Source organism: Sorangiineae bacterium MSr12523, assembly GCA_037157775.1.
In the GTDB taxonomy this organism is placed as follows: domain Bacteria; phylum Myxococcota_A; class Polyangia; order Polyangiales; family Polyangiaceae; genus Pendulispora; species Pendulispora brunnea.
The window spans coordinates 7,791,366-7,812,993 of sequence record CP089982.1 but is presented as its reverse complement, the minus strand read 5'-3'; the positions used below and the strand labels follow the sequence as shown (position 1 = coordinate 7,812,993).

The window sequence follows — 21,628 nt, the reverse complement described above, 5'->3', positions numbered from 1 at the left end:
CGGGACACGACCAGACGGTGGAGCTCCGAGACTAGATCAGGTTCCGGAAATCCGCCGGCATGCGTGCAGTGTGCACACGTTCGCACCGATCCACCGTTCGGCTTCGATGTCGAAATGTCGAACAATCAGCTTGAGTCTCGCTTATGGTGCGCCCGAGTTCGAACCTCAACGACGAGGGCACCATGCGACTTCGATCCTTTGTTCCTTCCATTGCTTCCATTGCTGCCTTGTCGGCCACCATCGCCTATGTCGCGCCCGCGCGCGCGCAGCAAGGTGCGGCGGTTCTCACGGGCCGCGTCGTCGATGCCGCGTCGAAAAAAGGCGTGGCCGACGTCGTTGTTACCGTGACATCTCCCGCGCTCCAAGGCGAAGAAGTCGTGACGACGGACAAATCCGGCACGTATCGAATTCCGTCCTTGCCGCCGGGCGTCTACACGCTCCACTTGGACAAAGAAGGATACCGGGCCTACCAGAAGGACCAGATTCAACTCCGCGCCGATGCGACCATTCGGCTCGATGCCGATCTTCTGCCCGAGGGCCTCAAGGCCGAAGAGGTGGTCATCGTCGCGCACGCGCCCACGGTCGACGTGGGCTCGAGCACCACGGGCACGAGCATCAACAATGAATTCACCTCGCGCATCCCGATCACGAATCCGGGCGCGCGAGGTGGTGCACAGCGCACCTTCGAATCGGTGGCCGAGGCTACGCCGGGGGCTGCCGCGGACCAATTCGGCACCTCGATCAGCGGCAGCACGTCGCCCGAGAATACGTACGTCATCGACGGCCTGCGCACGAGCAGCGCGCGATTCGGTGTGAATGGGTCGCCCCTTTCCATCGAGTTCGTCAAAGAGGTGAACATTCTCTCGGGCGGGTACATGCCCGAATACGGGCGATCCACCGGCGGTATCTTCAACGTCGTCACCAAATCGGGCTCCAACGATTACCATGGCAACGTTTGGGCGAATTGGACGCCGGGCGCCCTCGAAGGGTCGCGCAAGTACCCGTATTTCTCGGGAAGCGCCGTTCAAACGCGCCGTTCGCTCGCCAATGTGTACGACGTGGGGTTCGACCAGAGTGGTCCCATCGTCAAAGACCGACTCTGGTATTACGTGGGATTCGGCGTCTCGCGCGCGATTTACAATCTGGATCGCACGATTCATCGGAACGTCCTCAATCTGGACGACGGCGCCGTGCTGGGGACGGAGGAAGTTCCCGGCAGCACGCAGCGGTACCAGGCGAGTCAGACCTCGTACCAGATTTTCGCCAAACTCGATTTCCGCCTCAATCAGAACAACAAATTCGCATTGACGTTTGCCGCCACCCCGACGTTCGCGGGTGGAAATGGCGATTACGGCGTCAATCCGCAATCGGGTCTGATCGAGAATGCCACCACCGAGTTGAACCTTGCAGGTCAGTACACCGCATTGGCCCACAGTTACCGCTCGGGCGCCTACGACACGGTGCTCAAGTGGACGTCGGAGTTCGACAACAAGTCGAAAATCGTGGAGACCTCCGTGGGCTGGCACCACGAGGTGGGCGGAAAGCTCGGGGCGGATGGATTCAACGTCGGATCGGGATTCGGTTTGGCCGATCTGTCGCAAGTGCAGTATCGGCGGAGCGATCCGTCGTTGCACGGCCTGACCGACTTCGAGCGCGCGCCCGGATGCAATTCGGTGACCTTGCGCAATGGCAGTGCGGTCTCGCCCTGTCCCATGCTCACGTACCTGGGCGGCGGCCCTGGGCAGATCGATCAGCTGGTGCTCGATACGTATGCGGCCAAGAGCATCCTCACCGTGCTGGCGCAAGGCCTGGGGCACCACGTCATCAAGGCAGGCGCCGAGGTGGAGCTTTCCACGTCGTGGTACAGCCGCGGTTATTCCGGCACGATCCAGTGGCGTGAAGATTCCGATGGGCAGTCGTACACCGCGGGGCACGTGTATGGTCAATTGACCAAGCCCGACGAGGCGTTGTTGCTCGACCGGCTGCAATCGCGTTCGCACAGCCTGAACATCGGCGGCTTCATCCAGGATAGCTGGCAGATCATGGATAAGGTGACGCTCAACGCGGGCATTCGGTACGACAATCAGCTCATGTTCGGTACCGACGGCAAAATGCTCATTGCCTTGCCGAATCAGATTTCGCCGCGCGTCGGTTTGATTTTCGATCCGACGCAAAAAGGGCAATCGAAGCTCTTTTTCAATTACGCGCGTTTCTACGAGAGCATTCCGCTCGACCTGATGGACCGGCAGACGGGCGAGGAGGAGCTGCGTATGGTGGTGCCGGGTTCCTCCTGCAATCCGGGCGATGCGGGGCAGGCGGCGGGCGTCTGTCGAACCGCCTCGGCGCGCACGCGCTTTCCGGCGACCGGCGGCTACAATGCCAGCGGCGTTCCCGATCGGAAATACTTGCCCTTCGGCGCGGGCAAGGCGGTCATCGATCCGGATTTGAGCCCGCAATCGTCGAGTGAGATCGTCGGCGGTGGCGAGTACGAGATCGTCAAGAATGGCCGCATCGGTGTTTCGTACACGCGACGCTGGATGAACAACGTCATCGAAGATATGAGCAACAACGAGAGCGCGAGCTTCTTCATCGGCAATCCCGGCAAGGGCATCGCGAAGAACTTCCCCGAGGCGACGCGCAATTACGATGCGGGAACCGTGTACTTCATGAAGACGTTCGCCGACGGCTGGCTCGCGCAAGTGAGCTACACGCTGTCATGGCTGCGCGGAAACCAGGCGGGGCTCTACGATCCGACCACCGGGCAGCTCGACCCGAACATGAACTCGACGTTCGACCTGATTTCGCTGCTGCCGAACCAGCAAGGCGATTTGCCGAACGACCACCGGCACAACATCAAGGTGTTCGCAGCCAAGGACGTGAAGATCACGCGCCAATCGATTTTGCACCTGGGTGGCTCCGTTGCCGCCCGCTCCGGTGGGCCTACGAATTATTTGGGCGCGCACAATCTTTATGGGCAGGACTTCATCTACATCTTGCCGCGCGGCAGCGGCGAGCGGCTCCCGTGGAACGGTACGGTGAATACGCAGGTCGGCTACGAGTGGAAGTTCGACAGCGGGATGACCTTGGGGGTAACGATGGATGTCTTCAACCTGCTGAATCTGCAGGGCCCTCTGGCAGTCGATCAGAAGTACACGACGGCCGACGTGCTGCCCATCGTCAATGGTTCGAAGGCCGACGTGCCGGGCAACATCAAGACGCCGACGGGCGGGGCCTTCGACCCAAAGAGCATCAATCCCAACTTCGGCAACGCCAACTACTACCAGGAGCCGCGCCAGTTCCGTTTCGGCATTCGCGGTAGCTTCTAGGCGGTACCATCAGAAGAAGGAAACCGCCAAGAGATACAGTAACGCCAGGATCGCCAGGGGAAACGGCGGAATACTTTGTTTATTTTGTTTGATAAAACAAAAAATAAGCCGTTTCCCTGGGAACCCCTGGCGGCCCTGGCGTCCTGGCGGTTTCCTTCCTCTTCGGGAATTCAAAGGGCAATGGGAGCAGCGGTGGCGCAGAGGTCGGCTACGAGTGGAAGTTCGACAGCGGGATGACCTTGGGGGTAACGATGGATGTCTTCAACCTGCTGAATCTGCAGGGCCCTCTGGCAGTCGATCAGAAGTACACGACAGCCGACGTGCTGCCCATCGTCAATGGTTCGAAGGCCGACGTGCCGGGCAACATCAAGACGCCGACGGGCGGGGCCTTCGACCCAAAGAGCATCAATCCCAACTTCGGCAACGCCAACTACTACCAGGAGCCGCGCCAGTTCCGTTTCGGCATTCGCGGTAGCTTCTAGGCGGTACCATCAGAAGAAGGAAACCGCCAAGAGATACAGTAACGCCAGGATCGCCAGGGGAAACTGCGGAATACTTTGTTTATTTTGTTTGATAAAACAAAAAAATAAGCCCGTTTTCCTCGAAACCCCTGGCGGCATTGGCGTCCTGGCGGTTTCCTTCCTCTTCGGGAATTCAAAGGGCAATGGGAGCAGCGGTGGCGCAGGTGTCGGGGTGGGTGCGGTCGGTGCACTCGGTGATGAACAATTTGGCATTGGGGGCGACGTCGATTTCGATGCGCTCGCCGTTGGGGTGGGGGGCGAGGATGTTGACGTACAACGAGTCGGGAGCCAAAGCGGGATAGAGGAGGCGGAGCAGGCGCCGGTCTGTTTCGAGGGAGAAGCGCGGTAGGATCATGGGGGCGGTGCCTCCCGCGGAAACGAGGCGGCCCTCGCTCGAGGCGCGCAGTTCGATGCGGGCGCCGCCCCGGGTGGGTTGGAGCCGTACGGCGAGGCGCGTGCGACCATCCACCACGGTGCGCGATTCCACAGTGGCGCTGGGAGGCGGCTTCGCGGTGGTGGCTTGGGCGGCGGGCCATGGCACACCGAAGTTCGGGTCGTGCGGAATCGCTCGCGCGTGCAGCGGAATGGCTGCGAGGGCGACGCCTCCGACGAAGGCCGCGCCCAGCAGGCTCCATGCCATGGGCCTCGCGAGAAACCTCGCGGCGATGGGCGCGACGGCAAAGACGCTGAAGACGAGCGACAGCGGTGGGGCCATTCCACCCATGAGAACCGCGATGAGGGCCGCGACCCGCCCGAAGACGTAGAGCGGCACCGCGGCGAGGACCCACCACGCGAGCCTCCGCTCGTCCCCGCGAAGGCGCGATTGCAGCGCCATCGCGAGCGCGGGCAGTGCGAAGGCGAAGCTCGCCTGCGGTGCCACCACGCCGATGAACGCGGTGAGCGCAGCAAAGAGCAGCGCCAAGCCCTCCGTCCATGCGCGACCCCACGGGCGCGCCGCGTCGCGTCCCACCAGTGCGACCAGGAGGCTGCCGCCCGCCACGACGATGCCCAGCGCCGACGACGCAGCATGGGCGATGCTCGTCTCGATGCTCGCGCCCGTTCGGACGAGCGTGCCCAGAACGATGGCGACCAGCGTCGCAGCGGCCACGAGGGCGAGCGCCCAGGCCAGCAGGCGAAGGGCCGATGGCCGGCGCGCGATCGTCACGATCACGGCGACCACGGCGCCGAGGGCCAGAAGGCGCGCGAGCCACGCCGGGTAGGCGATCGCCCAGCGGCCCAGCACATCGAAGTGCGCCGGATTGGCCTCCGTCGAAGGCTTTGCGAGATCGGCATCGCGGAGTGCGTGCGCCAACGCCAGCGCCTGCACGGCGTGGTGCGCCAGGCTGCCTTGGGCCGTGTTCGCGAGCGAATCGCGCTCCGTGTGGTAGTTCTCCAAGCCGTCTGCGAAGGCAAACGAGAGGCCTGCGAGGCCCGCGTGCTCGTACACCATCGAGTCTGCGCCATTGGGCAGGGTGTTCGCGAGCAGGGCGACGAACGAATCGGACGCCGGGCGCACCGCCGAGGCGGCAAAGGCGCGGAGAAGCGGCGCACTGCCCGGCGTGCTCGCGTACATGGCCGATGCCCCATGCGTGCCACGGGCCTCGAAGTTGACGAAGGCGCGCACCCGTTTGGCGAGCGGATTTTCGCGCACGAACGCCGCCGCACCGAGCAGCCCGTCCTCTTCGGCATCGGCGAAAAGAACGACGATATCGTTGCGCGCGGGCGGCTCTTTTGCGAAGCGCCGGGCCACGGCAAGTAAGGCGGCCGATCCTGCTCCATCGTCGCTCGCGCCGTACGAAGTGGGCACGGAATCGTAGTGCGCGGAAAACAACACGACATCGCCGCCGCCGGTTCCGGGAATGCGCCCCACCACGTTGCGGACCCGTCCGCAGTTCTCCGCGAAAGCAATGATGGTGCACGAGAGGGCCTCCTGCGTGTGCACCTCCAGGCCGGCGGCTCGCAGCTCCGCCTCGATGTATTCGCGCACCTTGTCGTGCTCCGGCGAACCGAGTGGGTGCCGATGCTGCGCCATGGCACCTACATCGTTTACCGCGCGTGCAAGGTCGAAATCCGGTGCCTCGGCAACGAGATCCTCGGCACTGCGGCCGACGACGCTGCGGATTGCGAGCAAGGCAACCACGATGTAGAGCAAGATCCCGACCGTATCGGGTAGCCTCAAGCGACGATGTTCGAGTGGCTCGGTGGAGCGCGGGGCGTGTGCGTACATTGCAGAGAGGGTGGCGGCGATGATACGCGGGCAGACATGATGCGTCATCTCGCGGCCGTTTCCCTCTTCATCGTCACATCGTGCTTCGTGGTTGCGTGCAGTGGCTCCGATTCGTCATCGGGCGGCGACCCCGGCGTCGACGGGGGCGGTGGAGGCGGTGGTGGCGGCAACGCGAGCAGCACGGGCCCCGAGCGTGAGGCGCTCTGCACCCTCGCAGTGTCGAGGTGCCATCGATACCAAGACAGTACGGGCAACTGCACGGTGGACCACACGAACGTCGCGAGTTGCTACGTCACCTTCATGACGGAGTGCGTGAAGAAGATTTCCTCTCCTTCCTCCTGCAACATCGATGATTACGACGGCTGCATGAAGGAGAGCGCCCTCCACTGCGACGGCAGCACGAGTCCGAAGTACTGGAAAGACTGCATGGACAAGGACAAGAGCTGCAAGAGCAAAGGCGAGATCGACGAAGGCGGCTACATCGCCATCGAAGACACATGCAATTTGCTGCGCGGCCTCGATGCCAACGGCCGTGGCGATGGCGCCGAATGCGTCGCCGGCCCTTGCGACAAGCTCGAGGATTGCCTCGCTCGAATCACACCATGACGTGAAGGCCGCTGGGAAATAAGGCATCATGGGCGATGATGCCTTCCACCTTCCTCCGGCGCGTTCGCCCCTTTTTCTTGGTCACGGACATTGGTTTCATCGTGTATTGGGCCATCACGGCCTTGCACGCGTTGCCGCCTTCATGGCTCTTCAAAGATTACGATCAGTCCTTGGCCGTGGCGTGGAATTGGTCGTTTCTTCCCCTCGACCTTTTCGTCTCGGCCACGGGGCTGGGATCTTTGGCGCTGGCAAAGAAGCGGCCCCAGGTGGCGGTGCGGCTCGCGGCGCTTTCCCTCGTCTTGACGTCGTGCTCGGGCCTGCAGGCGATTTCCTTTTGGGCGGCCCGATGTGACGTCGATATGGGCTGGTGGCTGCCCAATCTCTATTTGCTTTTGTACCCCCTGCCGTTCTTGGCGATGTTCGTTCGCTCGGAGACACCGGTGCTCGCCGCGCGCTAGATTCGAGCGATGGAGGTATCGCCCGACCAAAAAACGGAGCTCGACGAACGAGGCTACCTCGTCGTGCCGGATGCCATCGATGAGGACGAGCTGGCTCGGCTTTCGTGCGCCTTCGAGCGGGCGGTGACCCAGGGCGGGACGGAGCATGCGCCTATTTCGGAAACGACGCCGGGAGCCGATGCATGGCAGCGCTTTGCGGCGCTGCCTATCGTGCATGCCGCTGCGCGGCATATTCTTGGGCGCCCATTTCGCGTGAGTCAATTGCATGGGCGCAATCCACTTCCGGGATATGGTCAGCAGGGATTGCACACGGATTGGCCCACGCGTTCGCCGGGCAGCGCCTACGTCGTGGTGACGGTGATCGGGATGTTCGACGACTTCACGCAGGACAATGGTGCCACCCGGGTCGTGCCCGGGAGCCATCTTTGGACGCGGCCATTGCCGAAGTCGCTCGCGCAGCCGCTGGCGCATCACCCGCAGGAATGCATCGTCACGGGAAAAGCCGGGTCCGTGCTCGTCTTCAATGGCCACCTTTTGCATTCGGGCACGCAAAACCGAAGTCCGCAAAGGCGCCGCGCCGCGCAAATGGTCCTACTCGCCCAGGAGGTCACGCGATGAGCGAAGCCGACGTTCCGGATGTCACGCCCGACATTGCCGCCTTCAAGCGGAGCTTGGCCGATCGATCCGGCGCACTTCGTGACGCTTTCGAACGGGCGCGCGCGCACGTCCGGCGTGAGGTCGATGCCATTCATGCCGATGCCGCCGCCGGCCGCCCGGTGATTCCCGAGGTCGACTATCGAAGCATCGAGAACGAAGGCATTCCCGCTACGTTCGAGGCGGCCGTCCGCCGCAGAGGCTGCGCCATCGTGCGCGGCGTCTTTCCGCGCGAGCGTGCGGCGGGTTGGTTCGCCGAGCTGGGCACCTACCTCGACACGAACCGGTACGAGGAGCGGGAAAAGCAAAAGCGCGGGCTCGATCGCTATTTCGCGACGCTGCAATCGGGCAGGCCGCAAATCTTTGGCATCTATTGGTCCAAACCCCAGGTGCAGGCCCGGCAGGACGAACGCCTCACACGGACCCGCGCCTTTCTCGACCGCATCTGGCGGCACGACGGCGTGTTCGACGCCACGCGCCAATGCACCTATGCCGATCGCGTGCGCCGCCGCGAGCCGGGGGACAAGAGCCTGGGGCTTTCGCCGCACATCGATGGCGGTTCGGTCGAGCGCTGGATCGACCCGGGTTTTCAGCAAGTCTATGGCAGCGTCTTTTCCGGTGATGTGGACGCATACGACCCATTCGATGCCACACACCGCTTGAAAACGCGGGAGATCCCATCGCCGGCCGTTTGCAGCGTATTTCGTACCTACCAAGGATGGACTGCATTGACGCGGCAAGGGCCGCGCGATGGAACCTTGCAATTGATCCCCATGGCCAAGGGTATGGCCTATGTCCTTTTGCGCGCGCTGCAGAACGATGTCGCCGAGGGCGATCTATGCGGTGCGCAGCCCTGCCGTGCCCTCGGGGTGAGCGCCGCCTGGCATCCGGATCTCATCGCGGGACTGGTCTCCATTCCGGAGGTGGAGCCCGGCGACGCCGTGTTTTGGCACACGGATGTGGCGCACGCGGTGGGCAATGAGCACAGCGGAAACGAGTACGCGAGCGTCATTTACATTGGTTCCGCGCCCGATTGTGCAAAAAATCGTGCCTATCTGCAGCGGCAAAAGGATGCGTTTCTCTCGGGGCAATCGGCGCCAGATTTCGCCGCCGAGGATTACGAAGTCGACTTCGTGGGGCGAGCAACGATACAAGACTTGACGGATCTAGGACGTTCGCAAATGGGACTTTGAAGACCATGGGTATCCGTCACCTTCTCTTGTCTTGGCTCGTGATTGGCGCCTCGCTGGGATGTGCAGCGCGGACGGCACCGCCGCGCGTGGCCGGCAAGAAGGTGGATCCTCTCGCGGCGAAGGTCGATTCCGTTTTTGCACGGTTCACGCCGGCGACGCCCGGCTGTGCGGTGGGCATTTACCGTGCGGGGCAAGTCGTGTTTTCGCGCGGCTATGGCATGGCCGACCTCGAGCACGGCGTGCCCATTCGGCCCAATACGGTGTTCGACATCGCGTCGGTGTCGAAGCAATTCACCGCGACGGCCATCGTCCTTCTGGTGCAAGATGGAAAGCTCTCGCTCGACGACGGCATTCGCAAATTCCTTCCGGAGCTCCCGGAATACACGGCGCCCATTACCGTGCGGCATCTGCTGCAGCATACGAGCGGCTTGCGCGACTATCCGGACCTGCTGCTGTTGGAAGGCTTCGACATTCAGGACGTGACCACGGATTATGATGCGCTCTGGGCCATCATTCACCAGCGGGCGCTGAACTTTGCGCCGGGCACGGCGTGGGCATATTCCAATTCCGGGTATTTCCTGGCCTCGCTCATCGTGAAGCGGGTCTCGGGGGAGACGCTGGCGGCGTTCAGCAAGCGGCGCATTTTCGATCCCCTCGGCATGACGCATACGCATTTCCACGACGATCCAGCGGCGCTCGTGCCGAATCGGGCGCTGGGGTACACGCCGCTCGAAGCGGACAAATACGGCGTGGTGTGGAGTGGCTTTTCCCAGACGGGCGATGGTGCGGTCATGACCACCGTCGAGGATTTGGCCCGGTGGGATGCGAACTTCTACGAGCCGAAGCTCGGCGGGCCAAAGCTGCTCGAGGCACTGCGCACCTCGGGCAAGCTGACCAATGGGCGGCCCACGAGTTACGGCATGGGGCTGCAGTTCGACTCCGTTCGAGGCATTGCGCACGAGTCGCACTCGGGAGGCTGGGTCGGTTACAAGGCGCACCTCGAGCGGCTTCCGTCGGAGCGGTGGTCGGTGGCCGTTCTCTGCAACGGCGACAATGTGCCGGCCAGCGAGCTGGCCGAGGGGGTGTTCGCGGCCATCGATCCGAGGTTCCGCTCGGACGAGCCCGAAGGTACGACCGCGAGCGCGCCGCCGCTCGAGCCGTTTACGGGCGAGTATGTCGACCCCGTGTCGCTCGATGCGCGCAGGTTCTCCGTGGAAAATGGTGCGCTGGTCTTTCGCCGCGGTTGGTCCGGCGGCAATGCGCAGACCTTGGTGCCCCTCGGGCCGCGCATGTTTCGCGCAAAGGGAGGCATCGCGCGCTACGAGTTCGTCGGCGACGCCTCGGGAAAGCCCGCGCGCGTGCAGCGCTTCGTCGATGGCGAGGAGCCCACGACGTACGAGCGCACCGCCGCGCGTTTCACACCGAACGCCAAGGAGCTCGAGATCTACGCCGGCCGCTACACCAGCGACGAAATGCGCCACGATGCCTCGGTTCAAATCATCGGCGACAATCTGTATTTCGGCCCCTGGGGCCGCAGGCCCACCATCCGACTGACCCCGGTTCGGCCCGATGGCTTCCACGCAGGTGCCACCGGCTTTTTCTTCGAGCGCGATCGCGCCGGCAAAGTCATTGGCTTGCGTCTCTGGGACGAGCGCTCGCGCAATATTCGATTCAAATGGAAGTCGCGCGAATGACGATTACGTCAATTTGACGTTCTCCACGACGTAATCCAAAAAGACGCGCACGCGGGCCGGGAGGTGGCCGCCCTGGCGCACGAATACCGCGTGCACCGGCTCGGTGTCGCCGGGGTCGTGCGCTTCCAACACGGGGACGAGGCGCCCTGCCTCGATGTCGGGGCCAATGTGGAAGGACGAAAGGCGCGCCAGGCCTGCACCTGCGAGGGCGAGCTGGCGCATCGCCTCGCCATCGCTGACCAGCACATTGCCGACGGGGGGAACGATGGTGAGGCCGCCGGCGCCATCGCGGAAGGGCCAACCTGGCACGGAACGCGTGAAGCAAAAGGCCAATCGATTGTGCTTCGCCAGATCGGCCGGCGTGCGCGGCGAGCCGTGCGCTTTCAGGTAGGCGGGGGAGGCGACGACGAGCATGCGGCTTTCGCCGAGCTTGCGCGCGACGAGGCGCGACTCACGCAGTGAGCCCGTGCGAATGGCCACGTCCGCGCGCTGCTCGAAGAGGTCCACCACCGCATCGGTGAGGGCGACGTCGACCTGGATCTCCGGGTGCTTCGCCAGAAAACCGGGAAGCGCCGGGAGCAGACGGTGCAGCCCAAAGGGCACGTTCACGTTGACCCGCAGACGCCCGCGCGGGGCGCTGCCCACGCTCGCCTCGCGCTCGGCCGTGTCCATGTCCGCCAAGATGCGGACCCCGTGCTCGAAGAACGCGGTGCCTTCCGCGGTGAGCTGGAGCTTTCGCGTCGAGCGGTTCACCAGGCGCGCGCCGAGGCGCTTCTCGAGGCGTGCGACCAGCTTGCTCACCGCCGACGGCGTCATGCGAAATGCGCGGGCTGCCGCGGAGAATCCGCCGAGCTCCACGACCCGCACGAAGACTTCCATCTCGCCGGAGCGATTGACGTCCATGCGGGCCATCGCGATGCGTTCTTAGAACACCTTGCCAGGGTTCATGATCCCGAGCGGATCGAATGCGGCCTTCAGCCGGCCATGCAGCGCAATCGAGGCCTCGCCCAGCTGCCGATGCAAGAACGGCTTCTTCAAGGTCCCCACGCCGTGCTCGCCGGTGATGGTCCCGCCGATGGAGATCGCTTCGTCCATGATGGCCTCGAACGCGGCGATGGCGCGCCGTTCGCTGTCGGCATCGCGGCCGTCGTAGATGACCAGCGGGTGCAGGTTCCCATCTCCGGCATGGCCCACCGTCACCACGTGCGTCTCCGTGCGCTTGGCGATGTCCTCCACGCGGCCGATCATCTCGGTCAGGCGCGGGATGGGCACGGCCACGTCGTCGACCAACACGGAGCCCAGTTTTTCCAGGGCAGGGAAGGCGAGCCGCCTCGCCTGGAGGAACATTTCGCCCTCCCACTCGTCCTCGGTTGCGTAGATGCTCGTGGCGCGGGCTGCCTCGCAGGCTTGTCGCAGCCGATCGGGCTCGTCCCCATGGCCTGCACGCGTTTCCGAGCGCGTGAACAGCATGGCGGCCGCAGTGGTGTCCAGGTCCATCGGCTGGTGCGCCTCGACGGCGCGGATGGAGGCGCCGTCCATGATCTCGAGCAGCGACGGGTCGCACGTCTTCACGATGTTCGCCACTGCTTCACCGGCCGCCCGCAGCGAGTCGAACGTGGCGACCATGGTGGTGCCCGCGGGCGCGAGGCGGCGCAGGCGCACGGTGATCTCGGTGACCACGCCGAGGGTGCCCTCCGAGCCCACGAAGAGGCGCGTCAGATCGTAGCCCGCGACATTTTTCCGGGTGCGACCGCCGGTGCGAAGGCGCGTGCCGTCGGCCATCACCACCTCGAGCCCCATGACGTAGTCGACGGTCACGCCGTACTTCACGCAACAGAGGCCTCCCGCGTTGGTGGCCACGTTGCCGCCCATCGTCGAGAAGGTGAAGCTCGCCGGATCCGGCGGGTACCAGAGGCCGAACTCTTTGCAGGCGGCCTTCAAGTCGCCATTGATGACGCCGGGCTCGACCACCGCGTACATCGCATCGCGATCGATGGTCACGATGCGCTTCATGCGCTCCAGCGAGAGCACGATGCCGCCATCGATGGCCGCCGCGCCGCCGGAGAGCCCCGAGCCAGCACCGCGTGGAACGATGGGCACGCGGTGCTGCGCGGCCCATCGCACGATGGTCTCCACTTCGTCTGCCGAGGCCGGACGCGCCACGCAAAGAGGCAAACCCGCGGTTTGCCAGCGCGCTTGATCGAAGCGGTAGCTCTCGATGATGTCGGGATCCGTGAGGATGGTTCCCTGCGGAAGAAGGTTCGCGAGCTCGCTCGGCTGGACTTGGCGCGTGGGCGAAGGCGTCATACCCATCGAGGTTACCTCAACGCCGCGCGCAAAGACGTCTCCAGCGCGGCGAAATCCGCTTCTCCGGGGAAGCGACCCTCGGCGCGCTCCTTGTTGCCGCCTCCGCGTCCGCCGTGCACTTTGGTGGCCTCTTTGAACCATGCGCCGCAGTCGAGCGCCGCCTCTTGGCCGCGCTGCAGTACGACCAGCCGATCGCCGCCATCCAGCGCGGCGCAAAAGGCTACGACGTCCCCGCGTGCGGTGAGCTTCCCCGAGAGGGCGCGCAGCATACCGACGTCGTCGCGCTCGCGAACGAGCACGATCAGCGTGGGCGCGCCAGGCGTGGACGGGTGGGCAGCGAGCGCTTGCTCCGCGACGAACGTGACGAGCTCCGCGCGGGTCGCCGTCAGCGTCTCGTTCTTCGCCTTCAACTCCGCGCGCAGCTTGGCCACCGCCGCGCCCACGTCGGTGGGGCCGCACGTGAGCTCTCGGGCGAGCGCCGAAAGCGCCACCTCTTTTGCGCGCACGTCCGCGAGCGCGCGTTGGGCGGCGTGGAAGGTGAGGCGGATTTTCCCCTTGTACCGTTCGGTGCCCACGATGCGTGCGGCGCCAATCTGGCCGGTGCGCGTGACGTGCGTTCCGCCGCACGGCGTGAGGTCGAACCCCTCGATGTCGATCAAGCGGATGCCGCTCGAGACCTTGGGCGCGCGCCGCAGCGGCAACGTGGCAAGCTCCGCCTCCGTGGGAAAAAGCTGGCGCACCGTTACATCGGCGCGGATCGCCGCGTTGACCAAGTCTTCGACCCGATGCAAATCGGCATCTTTGACATTGGCCACGTCCACGTCGATCGTGCACAGCGTCGCCCCGAGCCGCGCCGAAACGGTGGCGGCCTTCGCGACGTCGAGCAGGGCGCGCGACAGCATGTGCTGCGCGCTGTGCTGCGCCATGTTGTCGCGCCGCCGATCGGCATCGATCTCACCGTGCGCCCGCCGCACGGTCGCGAGGCCGGCGAGGGTCGCTTCGTGGCCCGGCTCGGTCAAATGGTGGATGGTGCCGGCATCGTCGATCTGCACGTCGACGATGGGGATCGAGGCCTCGTTTTCTTCGAGTACGAGCGTTCCCGCGTCCGGATTTTGACCGCCGCCCTCGGGGTAGAAGAGCGTCCGATCGAGCACGATGGATGGACGACCCTGCCATCGTCCAAGCGAGGCCTCGGCCTCGAACGAGGTGGCGAACGGATCGTTCCAATAGAGTTTCTTGGTGGCAACGTCACCCATGGCGGGCGAGAATCTAGCATCGATGAAGCTTGCCTCGGTACCCACGGTCTCGGGCGACGGCGATGCGGAGCTGCCGACGTGGCCGCCGCTTCTGGCCACCCGCGGTTTCGGCGCCCGCAGCGCGACGCACATGCACCATGCGATGCACATCGTGCTGGCGTTGGAGGGATCGCTCGCCATCACGGCCAAAGGCAGCGCACCCATCCGTGCCGCCGGCGTGCTCACCGCGCCCGACGTGCCGCACGCCCTCGACGCCGAGGGCGTGGAGGTCCTCCTCGTCTTTCTCGAGCCCGAGAGCGACGTGGGCTCGGCGCTCCGTGCGGTGCTCTCGGGCCCCGTGCGCGTCGTCTCTCCCGAGGAGCGCGATCAGCTGGTGGGCGATGCGGACCCCATGTCCATCATGCAATCGGGTGGCGTGGCCTGGACCGAGCGCGCCGCGAACGTACTCGGCGGCGCCCCCGCACGCGAGGCGCCGCGCCCCATGCATCCGCGCGTGCGCAAGTTGCTCAAACTTCTCCGCACGATGCCCCCCGAGTCGGACACCTCCCTCGAGGGCCTCGCCGAAGCCGTATCCCTTTCCCCGGGCCGCTTGATGCACGCGTTCTCCGATTCGATCGGGGTGCCCCTGCGCCCGTACCTCGCCTGGCTAAAGTTGCAACGCGCCGCCGCCGCCATCGTCAGCGGCATGCCCCTCGCCCAAGCCGCCCACGCCGCAGGCTTCGCCGATGCCGCCCACATGACCCGCACCTTCCGCCGCATGTTCGGCATGTCCCCGTCGGTGCTGATACGGGGGTAACGAGCCTCGGATGAGCGCGAGCAGGCCGGCGTCGAAGATCACCAGCTGCTTTGGCGCGATGCCGTGCGAACCGCACGGGTAATCCTTCTCCAACATGTGCGGTGGAAGCGCGCCCACAAGCACCGCTTTCGGCACGCATGTCCGGCGAGAACCGTGAGAGCGTGCTGATGCGAAGGGACCGACGGCCGTTTCGCGAGCTCGTACGATCGCATCCTACGGCCAGGGCTTGAGTGCGGTCGACGTGAACGGTCTTCAAGCTCGCAATGGCCTAGGGACCGGTTGATCCACTCGCACGACGTCTTTCGCCTTGTCGAGTACCTGCGACAAAGCTCCGTGATGCTCTCTTCTTTAGCCATATACGAAGCGATGAATTTTGTAACCCAGCCACCGCTCGCGGATGGAACCTATTACCCATCTATCCAGTGCGGACCGTGTTCGTCGTCCGTCGACGCTCACGAACTTTGTTTGCCCTTTTCAAGATTTCGCAATGTCCGGGGAAAAGTTAGACGTCTCCTCCCAGGGCGAGGCCACACCTCCTCGCGCCAGCTCGGATGTTACCGATGTTGGCGGATACGTTTGTGATCGCGCTACCGTTCTCACGGACCGAACGTAGGAACCGTCTCCGAATACCGACTTCGATTCATCGAAACGGCTTGATTTTGCGCTGTAGCAATATATCATTATTCAAATGAAGCACGTACGCGAGCCAGTCCAGCTCGAGCTGCCGACCCCTCGCACGTGGGGCGGACGCCGGAAGGGGGCGGGCAGGAAGCGCAATCCGAAGTCCGGCGTTCCTCATCGCGCACGCCCTATTCACAAGGCCGCGCACCCCGTTCACGCGACATTGCGAGCCCGAGAAGATGTGCGCGGCCTGCGAACGGGGCGTGTATTCCCTTTGCTGATTGAAGGTATCGAAAAGGCATTCAATGCAGTATTTCGCGTGCTGCATTTCTCGGTCCAGCACGACCATATCCATTTTATCGTCGAGGCCGACGACAAGGCGAGCCTGTCTGGCGGAATGCGCGGACTCTCGATTCGACTGGCTCGCGCCATCAATCGTGGCCTAGCGCGTTGCGGCCCCGTCTGGAAAGAGCGGTATCACGCGCACGAGCTCACGCGACCGCGAGAAGTTCGCAACGCGCTTCTTTACGTGCTCATGAACCATAGAAAGCATGGGGCGTCTATCGCTTGGCTCGATGCTCGATCATCTGCTGCATGGTTCGAGGGCTGGCGCAAAGACGACCTTTTCGAGCACGCGCTGCGCGATCTCGACGGACTCACCGGACTCACACCCCCGGTCCAACCCGCGCGAACGTGGCTCACTCGAGAAGGTTGGCGTCGCCACCGCTTGCTCGGCGTCGATGAGGGCCCTGCCTCAATTGTCTACCCGTTAGCCTGAGGCAAGCGAAGCTTCCGCGCCGGCCGCGCCGTCGTTTGGCCAACTATGACTCAATAGCGACGGAACGCGCGTTTGGGACTGTCGCCCAACGGAATTATCGAATCGCACGACTCATCGGTGTGGGCGGCATGGCCGCCGTGTACGAAGGGCCCGATCGCAATGGCCATCGCGTTGCGATCCAATATCTGCTCGAACGCTATGTCGATGGGCCTTCCGTGCGAACGCTCTTTAGCCGTGAGGTATACGCCAACATCATGCCTCTCCTTGAAGGCGAAACACTGCGCAGCCGTTTGCAGCGAATGAACGAGCATCTCCCGCTCTTGGGCGTCGGGCTGCTCACATCGGATCTGCTCGAGCTATTGGCACGTGCCCATGCGAAACGTATCGTGCATCGCGATATCAAGCCGGACAATCTTCTTTTAAGAACGGCTCGAAGATCCACGAGATATCGGGGGCCCGTGTTGATCAATTCAATGGGCGTCTCAATGGATTGGCATGGGCCGCACCACGACGCCGTGAAGTCAATAACGACGAGTTTTTCGAGGTTGGCCTTCAGGTATTGGTCGAACTCGGCCTTGGTCTCAAGGTACTTGATGCAACCCCCTTTTCGCGACGACGGAAATCAGTTTCGCTGTGCGTCGGCAGTATGAACGGGATCGACCATGGCACCTTGCGAAACTGCGTGCATGTGGTGCGATGCGAGGGGCGGGCCGGCGGGACCTGCACAGCCGGTTGCGGGCGCCGGCACGGGGAGTGACGCGTTGACGGAACACAACATTCGAAGCTCAGGCGCCGCAGGCGAATGGCTAGACCACGTCTTACCTTTCGCGAAACCATGTGCGTTGCCAACTTGACTTGAAGGTCTGGGGAAGCGTCCGATCGCGGATAGTCATGGTTCGACGCCAAAGACGTGAGTGGGGGGGATACGAGGAATGTACAATTTGCTGGTGACGGCTGAGGCGGGGGCTTAGAGCCCTCGATGAGGAGGACATCGCTGAGCTGAAAATGCTACCCACGCTCTTCGCCTACGAGGGCCAAGTGGACGCGCCGGCTCGCGTCGGATGGATAACGACGATTCGGCTAGAAGATCAGCTCACCCTTACCTGGCGATTCGATCCCCAATTCGCGCCGATTACACCTGAGGAAATGGGGACTCTAAGGTTGCAGCTCGACATTGGTGATTGGGAAATGGGGCGCACGCACTAGGCGGTCAAGAATGTAGACCTCCTCGCAGTGCTGAATTCTCTGCCCGACGACGACACTTCCGTCCCGTCTTATGGACTGCCGCCGCTTCCACCGAAAAAGCTGGGGCCAAGAGATCGGGCGTTCACCACGCCCAAGGTCGTCCCATCGCGTCGCGACAAAGTGTTCATCGTTCACGGGCGTGATGATGCTGTAAAGAATGAGGTCGCACGCTATCTCGAGCAAATTGGCATTGAGGCGGTGATCTTGCACGAAAGGCCGAACGGTGGCCGAACGCTTATTACCAAGTTTGAAGAGGAGTCGACCGGAGTTTCATTCGCGGTGGTGCTCATGACGCCCGACGATCGGGGCGGTTTGTCAGGCGATGCCCAGAAGGCGCGGGCACGGCAAAATGTCATCTTCGAGCTGGGCTTTTTCATCGGCAGGCTTGGTGCGGCCAAGGTCTGCGCCCTCGTATCGGGGGATCTCGAGAAGCCATCGGACTTTGATGCCGTTGTCTACGTTAGGTACGGCGCGAATACCGCATGGAAGACGGAGCTCGTGCGCGAACTGCGCCACGCAAACGTTAAATTTGATCCGAGTCGTGTGTTCTGAGGAGCTGACAAGAAATGTACAATTTGCTGGTGACATCTGAGCCGGGGACCTGGGATCGGCCGACCTACATACTGCCCATCATTCGCTTTCTCTCGCATACGGCGGGGCCACTGCAGGAGCGTTTTCAGGCCCTTGACGAAGACGATATCGCGGAGCTCACCAGGCTGCCGACGCTCTTCGCCTACGAGAGTCAAGTCGGCGTGCCGGCTCATCGTTCGACGAAATGACGAAGTGCGCATCACATGGCCCTTCGACGCCGACGTCCCGGACATTGCACCCGAGACGATTGAGTCTCTGGCGTGGGAGCTCGACCTTGGCAATTGGGAAATGAACCGCACGCACTGGGCAGTCAAGAATGTGGATCTCTTGGCCGTGTTGAACAAGGGCCCCGACAAGGGGGCGTCGGTTCCGCCTTATATAGCGCCGGCATCGTCCAAATTGCTCGGCGACAAAGTCTTCATCGTTCACGGCCGCAATGACGCCGTGAAATACGAGGTCGCGCGGTTTCTCGAGCAAATTGGGATTGAGGCGGTGATCTTGCACGAAAGGCCGAACGGTGGTCGAACTCTCATTACCAAATTCCAGGAAGAGTCGGCCGGTATTCGCTTCGCGGTCGTGGTCATGACACCGGACGATCGGGGGGGCATGGCAGGCGAGGCTCAGAAAGCGCGGGCGAGGCAGATGATCTTCGAGCTTGGCTTCTTCATAGGTAATCTCGGCCCGGAAAGGTCTGCGCGCTCGTCTCGGGGGATCTCGAGAAGCCCTCAGATTTTGACGCCGTCGTCTATATTCGGTTCGGAGCGAATACTTCATGGAAGATCGAGCTCGCGCGCGAGCTGCGACACGCCGGCGTGAAGTTCGATCCGAGCCCGGTGTTCTGATTCTCTCGAGGCCGGACACTGCGGTGCGCAAATGCTGGCTCAAGATTTAGTCGGCAGTTTTCTGTAGGGCCTTGTTCAAGTCCACCGAAGGAAACACGATTTTGAGCTCCCTCGCCAAATTGTAGCTTCAGGACCCGCGCGTACGCTTGGACGGTATGCGTTCGGGGATCGACTAGGGCCTGGGCGGCTGTCCGGTGACTTTGGTGCGTTCGGAGATAGTGAGGGCGCGTGGCGTTCGCGATGATGCCGCGCTCTCATTGAGAGCGCGACGCAAATTGCATTCATACCGTTTGTCTTGCCGCCTCCTCGAGCCTCATCGCAGCTCGCGTTTGCCTGGCGGAATAGAAGAACCGCCGTCGTTTGAATGTTATCTAAGGGATAATGCCGCGCCCTTAGAGAACGCAGAAGCCTCAGCCCGTTCCTGGGTCGCTGAAGGACTTTCTGTCGAAGGTTCCCGCCGAGCCCAGCTCGCGATGCTGACGGAGGGCATTGCGAATTCATCCGGTCTTCGATCTCCTTTGGAGCCTCGCAATGGCGTGCGTTCCTATGCTCGCACCATCGATGGCTCATTTCGGATGACCATTCCGTCGCTGGCTGAATGCCATCGAATACGTCACCGTTGGAGACGAAGTCTTTCACACGGTCATCGTTAGAATGGGGTACGATCTCTGGTGGACCGGGCGGACCACGAAGCGGCCTTTGCGGAGCGCTATCCTCTCGCCCATTTTTGCTCATACACGGGACTGACGACACGAGCGCGCGGTGAGAACCCACATGCGGACGCGCACTGCAACCTTTCCGCGCCGTACCATAGTCGACGTGACCCCGATGCTCGGCCACCCTATTCCTGCGATTCGTACGCCGCTACCAGATTGTCGAGAAAGACGAAAAGCTGCTCGTTCATCGTTCGATAATCATTGGCACGAAGGACATCGGGGCGCTGAACGAAGCGAAGGCCGGACGACTCCGTGAGCTCGCGCTCGGAATGCGCGATGCTCGACTCGATGACGTCTTTGGTGAACTCCATGTGGCACTGGAAGCCATATACCAAGTTGCCGTACTCGATGATTTGTCGAGGGCAACCCTCGCTGGAGGCAATGACCTTCGCGTCCTTCGTCAGGCCTGGCATATCGCCGTGCCAGTGGGCGACGGTGAGGGAGTCGGGAAAGTGGGCGAACTTGGCGTTGGCTCGGCCTTCGGCGGTGAGGGTGATGGGAAACGAGCCGATCTCCTTGTGCGGGCTGCGCTCGTGTTTGGCGCCGAGCGCCTCGCCCAGAAGTTGGGAACCGAGGCACACGCCAAGGACGGCTTTTTTCGCGCCGATGCATTTCGAGATCAGCGAGCGTTCGGCGGCTGCATCGAAATGAGGACACTCCTCCTTGGTCGTCGAGGCCGACTGCGGTCCGCCGAGCACCACCAGAAGGTCGATGCCGTCCACGGATTGCGGCAGTGGCTCGTACGTATAGACCTTCGAATACGTCGGCGTGTAACCGCGGTCGCGCACCCAAGTTTCGAATGCGCCGGGTGCCTCGAAAGACTCGTGGATGACGAAGTGAATACGCATCGAAATATCTCCTCCTTTGCCCTCAGCTAGGCTCCTAACACGCAAACCGCATCATTTCTTCTTCAGGAGCCTCAGCAGATTCCGAAAGGCGGGGACGTCATACTCGGTCCGCCACACCAGGCACGTATTCGCGTGTCCTGCGGGCAGCGTCGTGAGTCCGGGCGGCACTTTGGCCAAATCGAGCACGCTTCGCGGCAAGATGGTGACGCAGGCGCCCGCGGCCACGCAGGCGATCATGGCGTGGTAGGAGCCCATCTCTTGGACCTTCCACTCCGTGCTGTCGCCGACGGCGAGTCGATCTTCCGCGATGGTGCGGTACGTACATCCCTGGGTGAACGCGGCCAGGGAACGGGTGCGTACGTCCGCCACGCGATGCGCGGCCGACTCGCTCGCCGGCAGCAAGAGCAGCAGTTCCTCCCGCCACATCGTCTTGGCGGATAGCCCCATGTCGTGCAGGCCCGCCGCATCGAAGGCAGGAGGCAAGGCGACGAAGGCGCAGTCCAAGCGTCCGCCGTGCACCTGCTCGAGCAGCGAGCGCGATGTGCCGGTTTTGACATCGAGCCGCGTCCTCGGGTGGCCAACGTGGTACGCGGCCAGAAGGGCCGGCAGGCGGCTGGCCGCCGTGCTCTCCATCGAGCCCATGCGCAGCACGCCACCGTCGACGCCACCGGTCACGACGTGCCGGGCCTCTTCCTCGAGCGCCAACCATCGCTGCGCATAGCCCAAGAAACGTTCTCCGGCGGTCGACATGCTCATGCGTTTGCCGGTGCGCACGAACAGCTCCACCCCCACCTCGGCCTCCAGCTGCTGGATGCGGGTGGTCACGTTGGAAGGGGCCCGTCCCAGCCGAGCCGCAGCTTGCGTGACGCTCAACTCGGCCGCGACGACGCGAAAAATCTTCAGAGACTCGGAATCCACGGTGTTCTCTATCGAGGAACGTTACTATATT

General features: G+C 63.2%; 19 protein-coding genes. 13 read left to right on the top strand and 6 right to left on the bottom strand.

Annotated elements, in window-relative coordinates:
* Positions 1-182: 182 nt before the first annotated feature.
* Complete coding sequence (locus LZC95_30670; GenBank protein ID WXA90805.1) at positions 183-3,326, top strand: TonB-dependent receptor; 3,144 nt, start codon at positions 183-185, stop codon at positions 3,324-3,326.
* Between the two features lie 251 nt (positions 3,327-3,577).
* A complete protein-coding gene (locus LZC95_30665) occupies positions 3,578-3,808 on the top strand; it encodes a hypothetical protein (GenBank protein ID WXA90804.1) in 231 nt (76 codons plus the stop codon).
* Between the two features lie 172 nt (positions 3,809-3,980).
* On the opposite strand, the gene LZC95_30660 is transcribed toward LZC95_30665, so the two are convergent.
* Positions 3,981-6,074 carry a M20/M25/M40 family metallo-hydrolase gene (locus LZC95_30660; GenBank protein ID WXA90803.1) on the bottom strand — a complete coding sequence of 698 codons (2,094 nt, stop codon included), beginning with the start codon at positions 6,072-6,074 and terminating at the stop codon, positions 3,981-3,983.
* 36 nt (positions 6,075-6,110) lie between these two features.
* On the opposite strand from LZC95_30660, the gene LZC95_30655 reads away from it, so the two are divergent.
* Genes LZC95_30655 through LZC95_30635 form a run of 5 tightly spaced genes read left to right on the top strand, consistent with a single transcriptional unit; the run spans position 6,111 to position 10,679 of the window.
* Entirely contained in the window at positions 6,111-6,680 is a 570-nt protein-coding gene (locus LZC95_30655) for a hypothetical protein (protein WXA90802.1), read from the top strand.
* A 35-nt stretch (positions 6,681-6,715) separates the two neighbouring features.
* The gene (locus LZC95_30650) at positions 6,716-7,138 is read left to right on the top strand and encodes a YvaD family protein (GenBank protein ID WXA90801.1); all 423 of its coding nucleotides are present in this window, start codon (positions 6,716-6,718) and stop codon (positions 7,136-7,138) included.
* Positions 7,139-7,147: 9 nt separating this feature from the next.
* Positions 7,148-7,756, top strand: coding sequence for a phytanoyl-CoA dioxygenase family protein (locus tag LZC95_30645; GenBank protein ID WXA90800.1), 609 nt, complete (start codon positions 7,148-7,150; stop codon positions 7,754-7,756).
* On the top strand, positions 7,753-8,985 hold the full coding sequence (locus LZC95_30640; protein WXA90799.1) for a DUF1479 domain-containing protein: 1,233 nt from the start codon (positions 7,753-7,755) through the stop codon (positions 8,983-8,985). The genes LZC95_30645 and LZC95_30640 overlap by 4 nt, the downstream gene beginning before the upstream one ends.
* A gap of 5 nt (positions 8,986-8,990) precedes the next feature.
* Positions 8,991-10,679 carry a beta-lactamase family protein gene (locus LZC95_30635; protein WXA90798.1) on the top strand — a complete coding sequence of 563 codons (1,689 nt, stop codon included), beginning with the start codon at positions 8,991-8,993 and terminating at the stop codon, positions 10,677-10,679.
* A gap of 3 nt (positions 10,680-10,682) precedes the next feature.
* Here LZC95_30635 and LZC95_30630 read toward each other — a convergent pair whose 3' ends face one another.
* Genes LZC95_30630 through LZC95_30620 form a run of 3 tightly spaced genes read right to left on the bottom strand, consistent with a single transcriptional unit; the run spans position 10,683 to position 14,242 of the window.
* Complete coding sequence (locus LZC95_30630; protein WXA90797.1) at positions 10,683-11,591, bottom strand: LysR family transcriptional regulator; 909 nt, start codon at positions 11,589-11,591, stop codon at positions 10,683-10,685.
* Positions 11,592-11,603: 12 nt separating this feature from the next.
* Positions 11,604-12,986 carry an FAD-binding protein gene (locus tag LZC95_30625; protein WXA90796.1) on the bottom strand — a complete coding sequence of 461 codons (1,383 nt, stop codon included), beginning with the start codon at positions 12,984-12,986 and terminating at the stop codon, positions 11,604-11,606.
* An 11-nt stretch (positions 12,987-12,997) separates the two neighbouring features.
* The gene (locus tag LZC95_30620) at positions 12,998-14,242 is read right to left on the bottom strand and encodes a DHHA1 domain-containing protein (GenBank protein ID WXA90795.1); all 1,245 of its coding nucleotides are present in this window, start codon (positions 14,240-14,242) and stop codon (positions 12,998-13,000) included.
* Between the two features lie 22 nt (positions 14,243-14,264).
* On the opposite strand from LZC95_30620, the gene LZC95_30615 reads away from it, so the two are divergent.
* The 6 genes from LZC95_30615 to LZC95_30590 all read left to right on the top strand — a co-directional run bounded on the left by LZC95_30615 (position 14,265) and on the right by LZC95_30590 (position 19,089).
* Entirely contained in the window at positions 14,265-15,038 is a 774-nt protein-coding gene (locus LZC95_30615; protein ID WXA90794.1) for an AraC family transcriptional regulator, read from the top strand.
* 895 nt (positions 15,039-15,933) lie between these two features.
* Positions 15,934-16,437 carry a transposase gene (locus LZC95_30610; GenBank protein ID WXA90793.1) on the top strand — a complete coding sequence of 168 codons (504 nt, stop codon included), beginning with the start codon at positions 15,934-15,936 and terminating at the stop codon, positions 16,435-16,437.
* Positions 16,438-16,565: 128 nt separating this feature from the next.
* Complete coding sequence (locus LZC95_30605) at positions 16,566-17,087, top strand: hypothetical protein (protein ID WXA90792.1); 522 nt, start codon at positions 16,566-16,568, stop codon at positions 17,085-17,087.
* Between the two features lie 583 nt (positions 17,088-17,670).
* On the top strand, positions 17,671-18,234 hold the full coding sequence (locus tag LZC95_30600) for a nucleotide-binding protein (protein ID WXA90791.1): 564 nt from the start codon (positions 17,671-17,673) through the stop codon (positions 18,232-18,234).
* Positions 18,235-18,263: 29 nt separating this feature from the next.
* Positions 18,264-18,461 (top strand): hypothetical protein, encoded by a 198-nt coding sequence (locus LZC95_30595; GenBank protein ID WXA90790.1) that lies wholly within the window; start codon positions 18,264-18,266, stop codon positions 18,459-18,461.
* A 4-nt stretch (positions 18,462-18,465) separates the two neighbouring features.
* Complete coding sequence (locus LZC95_30590) at positions 18,466-19,089, top strand: nucleotide-binding protein (GenBank protein WXA90789.1); 624 nt, start codon at positions 18,466-18,468, stop codon at positions 19,087-19,089.
* 867 nt (positions 19,090-19,956) lie between these two features.
* Here LZC95_30590 and LZC95_30585 read toward each other — a convergent pair.
* Positions 19,957-20,679, bottom strand: a complete 723-nt coding sequence (locus LZC95_30585; GenBank protein ID WXA90788.1) for a type 1 glutamine amidotransferase — start codon at positions 20,677-20,679, stop codon at positions 19,957-19,959.
* A gap of 51 nt (positions 20,680-20,730) precedes the next feature.
* On the bottom strand, positions 20,731-21,597 hold the full coding sequence (locus LZC95_30580) for a LysR family transcriptional regulator (protein WXA90787.1): 867 nt from the start codon (positions 21,595-21,597) through the stop codon (positions 20,731-20,733).
* Between the last annotated feature and the right edge of the window lie 31 nt (positions 21,598-21,628).

Bases quoted from the DNA above. Each gene is read 5' to 3' on its own strand.
- LZC95_30670 (WXA90805.1), top strand. From the start codon at position 183: ATGCGACTTCGATCCTTTGTTCCTTCCATTGCTTCCATTGCTGCCTTG.
- LZC95_30665 (WXA90804.1), top strand. From the start codon at position 3,578: ATGGATGTCTTCAACCTGCTGAATCTGCAGGGCCCTCTGGCAGTCGAT.
- LZC95_30660 (WXA90803.1), bottom strand. From the start codon at position 6,074: ATGTACGCACACGCCCCGCGCTCCACCGAGCCACTCGAACATCGTCGC.
- LZC95_30655 (WXA90802.1), top strand. From the start codon at position 6,111: ATGATGCGTCATCTCGCGGCCGTTTCCCTCTTCATCGTCACATCGTGC.
- LZC95_30650 (WXA90801.1), top strand. From the start codon at position 6,716: ATGATGCCTTCCACCTTCCTCCGGCGCGTTCGCCCCTTTTTCTTGGTC.
- LZC95_30645 (WXA90800.1), top strand. From the start codon at position 7,148: ATGGAGGTATCGCCCGACCAAAAAACGGAGCTCGACGAACGAGGCTAC.
- LZC95_30640 (WXA90799.1), top strand. From the start codon at position 7,753: ATGAGCGAAGCCGACGTTCCGGATGTCACGCCCGACATTGCCGCCTTC.
- LZC95_30635 (WXA90798.1), top strand. From the start codon at position 8,991: ATGGGTATCCGTCACCTTCTCTTGTCTTGGCTCGTGATTGGCGCCTCG.
- LZC95_30630 (WXA90797.1), bottom strand. From the start codon at position 11,591: ATGGCCCGCATGGACGTCAATCGCTCCGGCGAGATGGAAGTCTTCGTG.
- LZC95_30625 (WXA90796.1), bottom strand. From the start codon at position 12,986: ATGACGCCTTCGCCCACGCGCCAAGTCCAGCCGAGCGAGCTCGCGAAC.
- LZC95_30620 (WXA90795.1), bottom strand. From the start codon at position 14,242: ATGGGTGACGTTGCCACCAAGAAACTCTATTGGAACGATCCGTTCGCC.
- LZC95_30615 (WXA90794.1), top strand. From the start codon at position 14,265: ATGAAGCTTGCCTCGGTACCCACGGTCTCGGGCGACGGCGATGCGGAG.
- LZC95_30605 (WXA90792.1), top strand. From the start codon at position 16,566: ATGGCCGCCGTGTACGAAGGGCCCGATCGCAATGGCCATCGCGTTGCG.
- LZC95_30585 (WXA90788.1), bottom strand. From the start codon at position 20,679: ATGCGTATTCACTTCGTCATCCACGAGTCTTTCGAGGCACCCGGCGCA.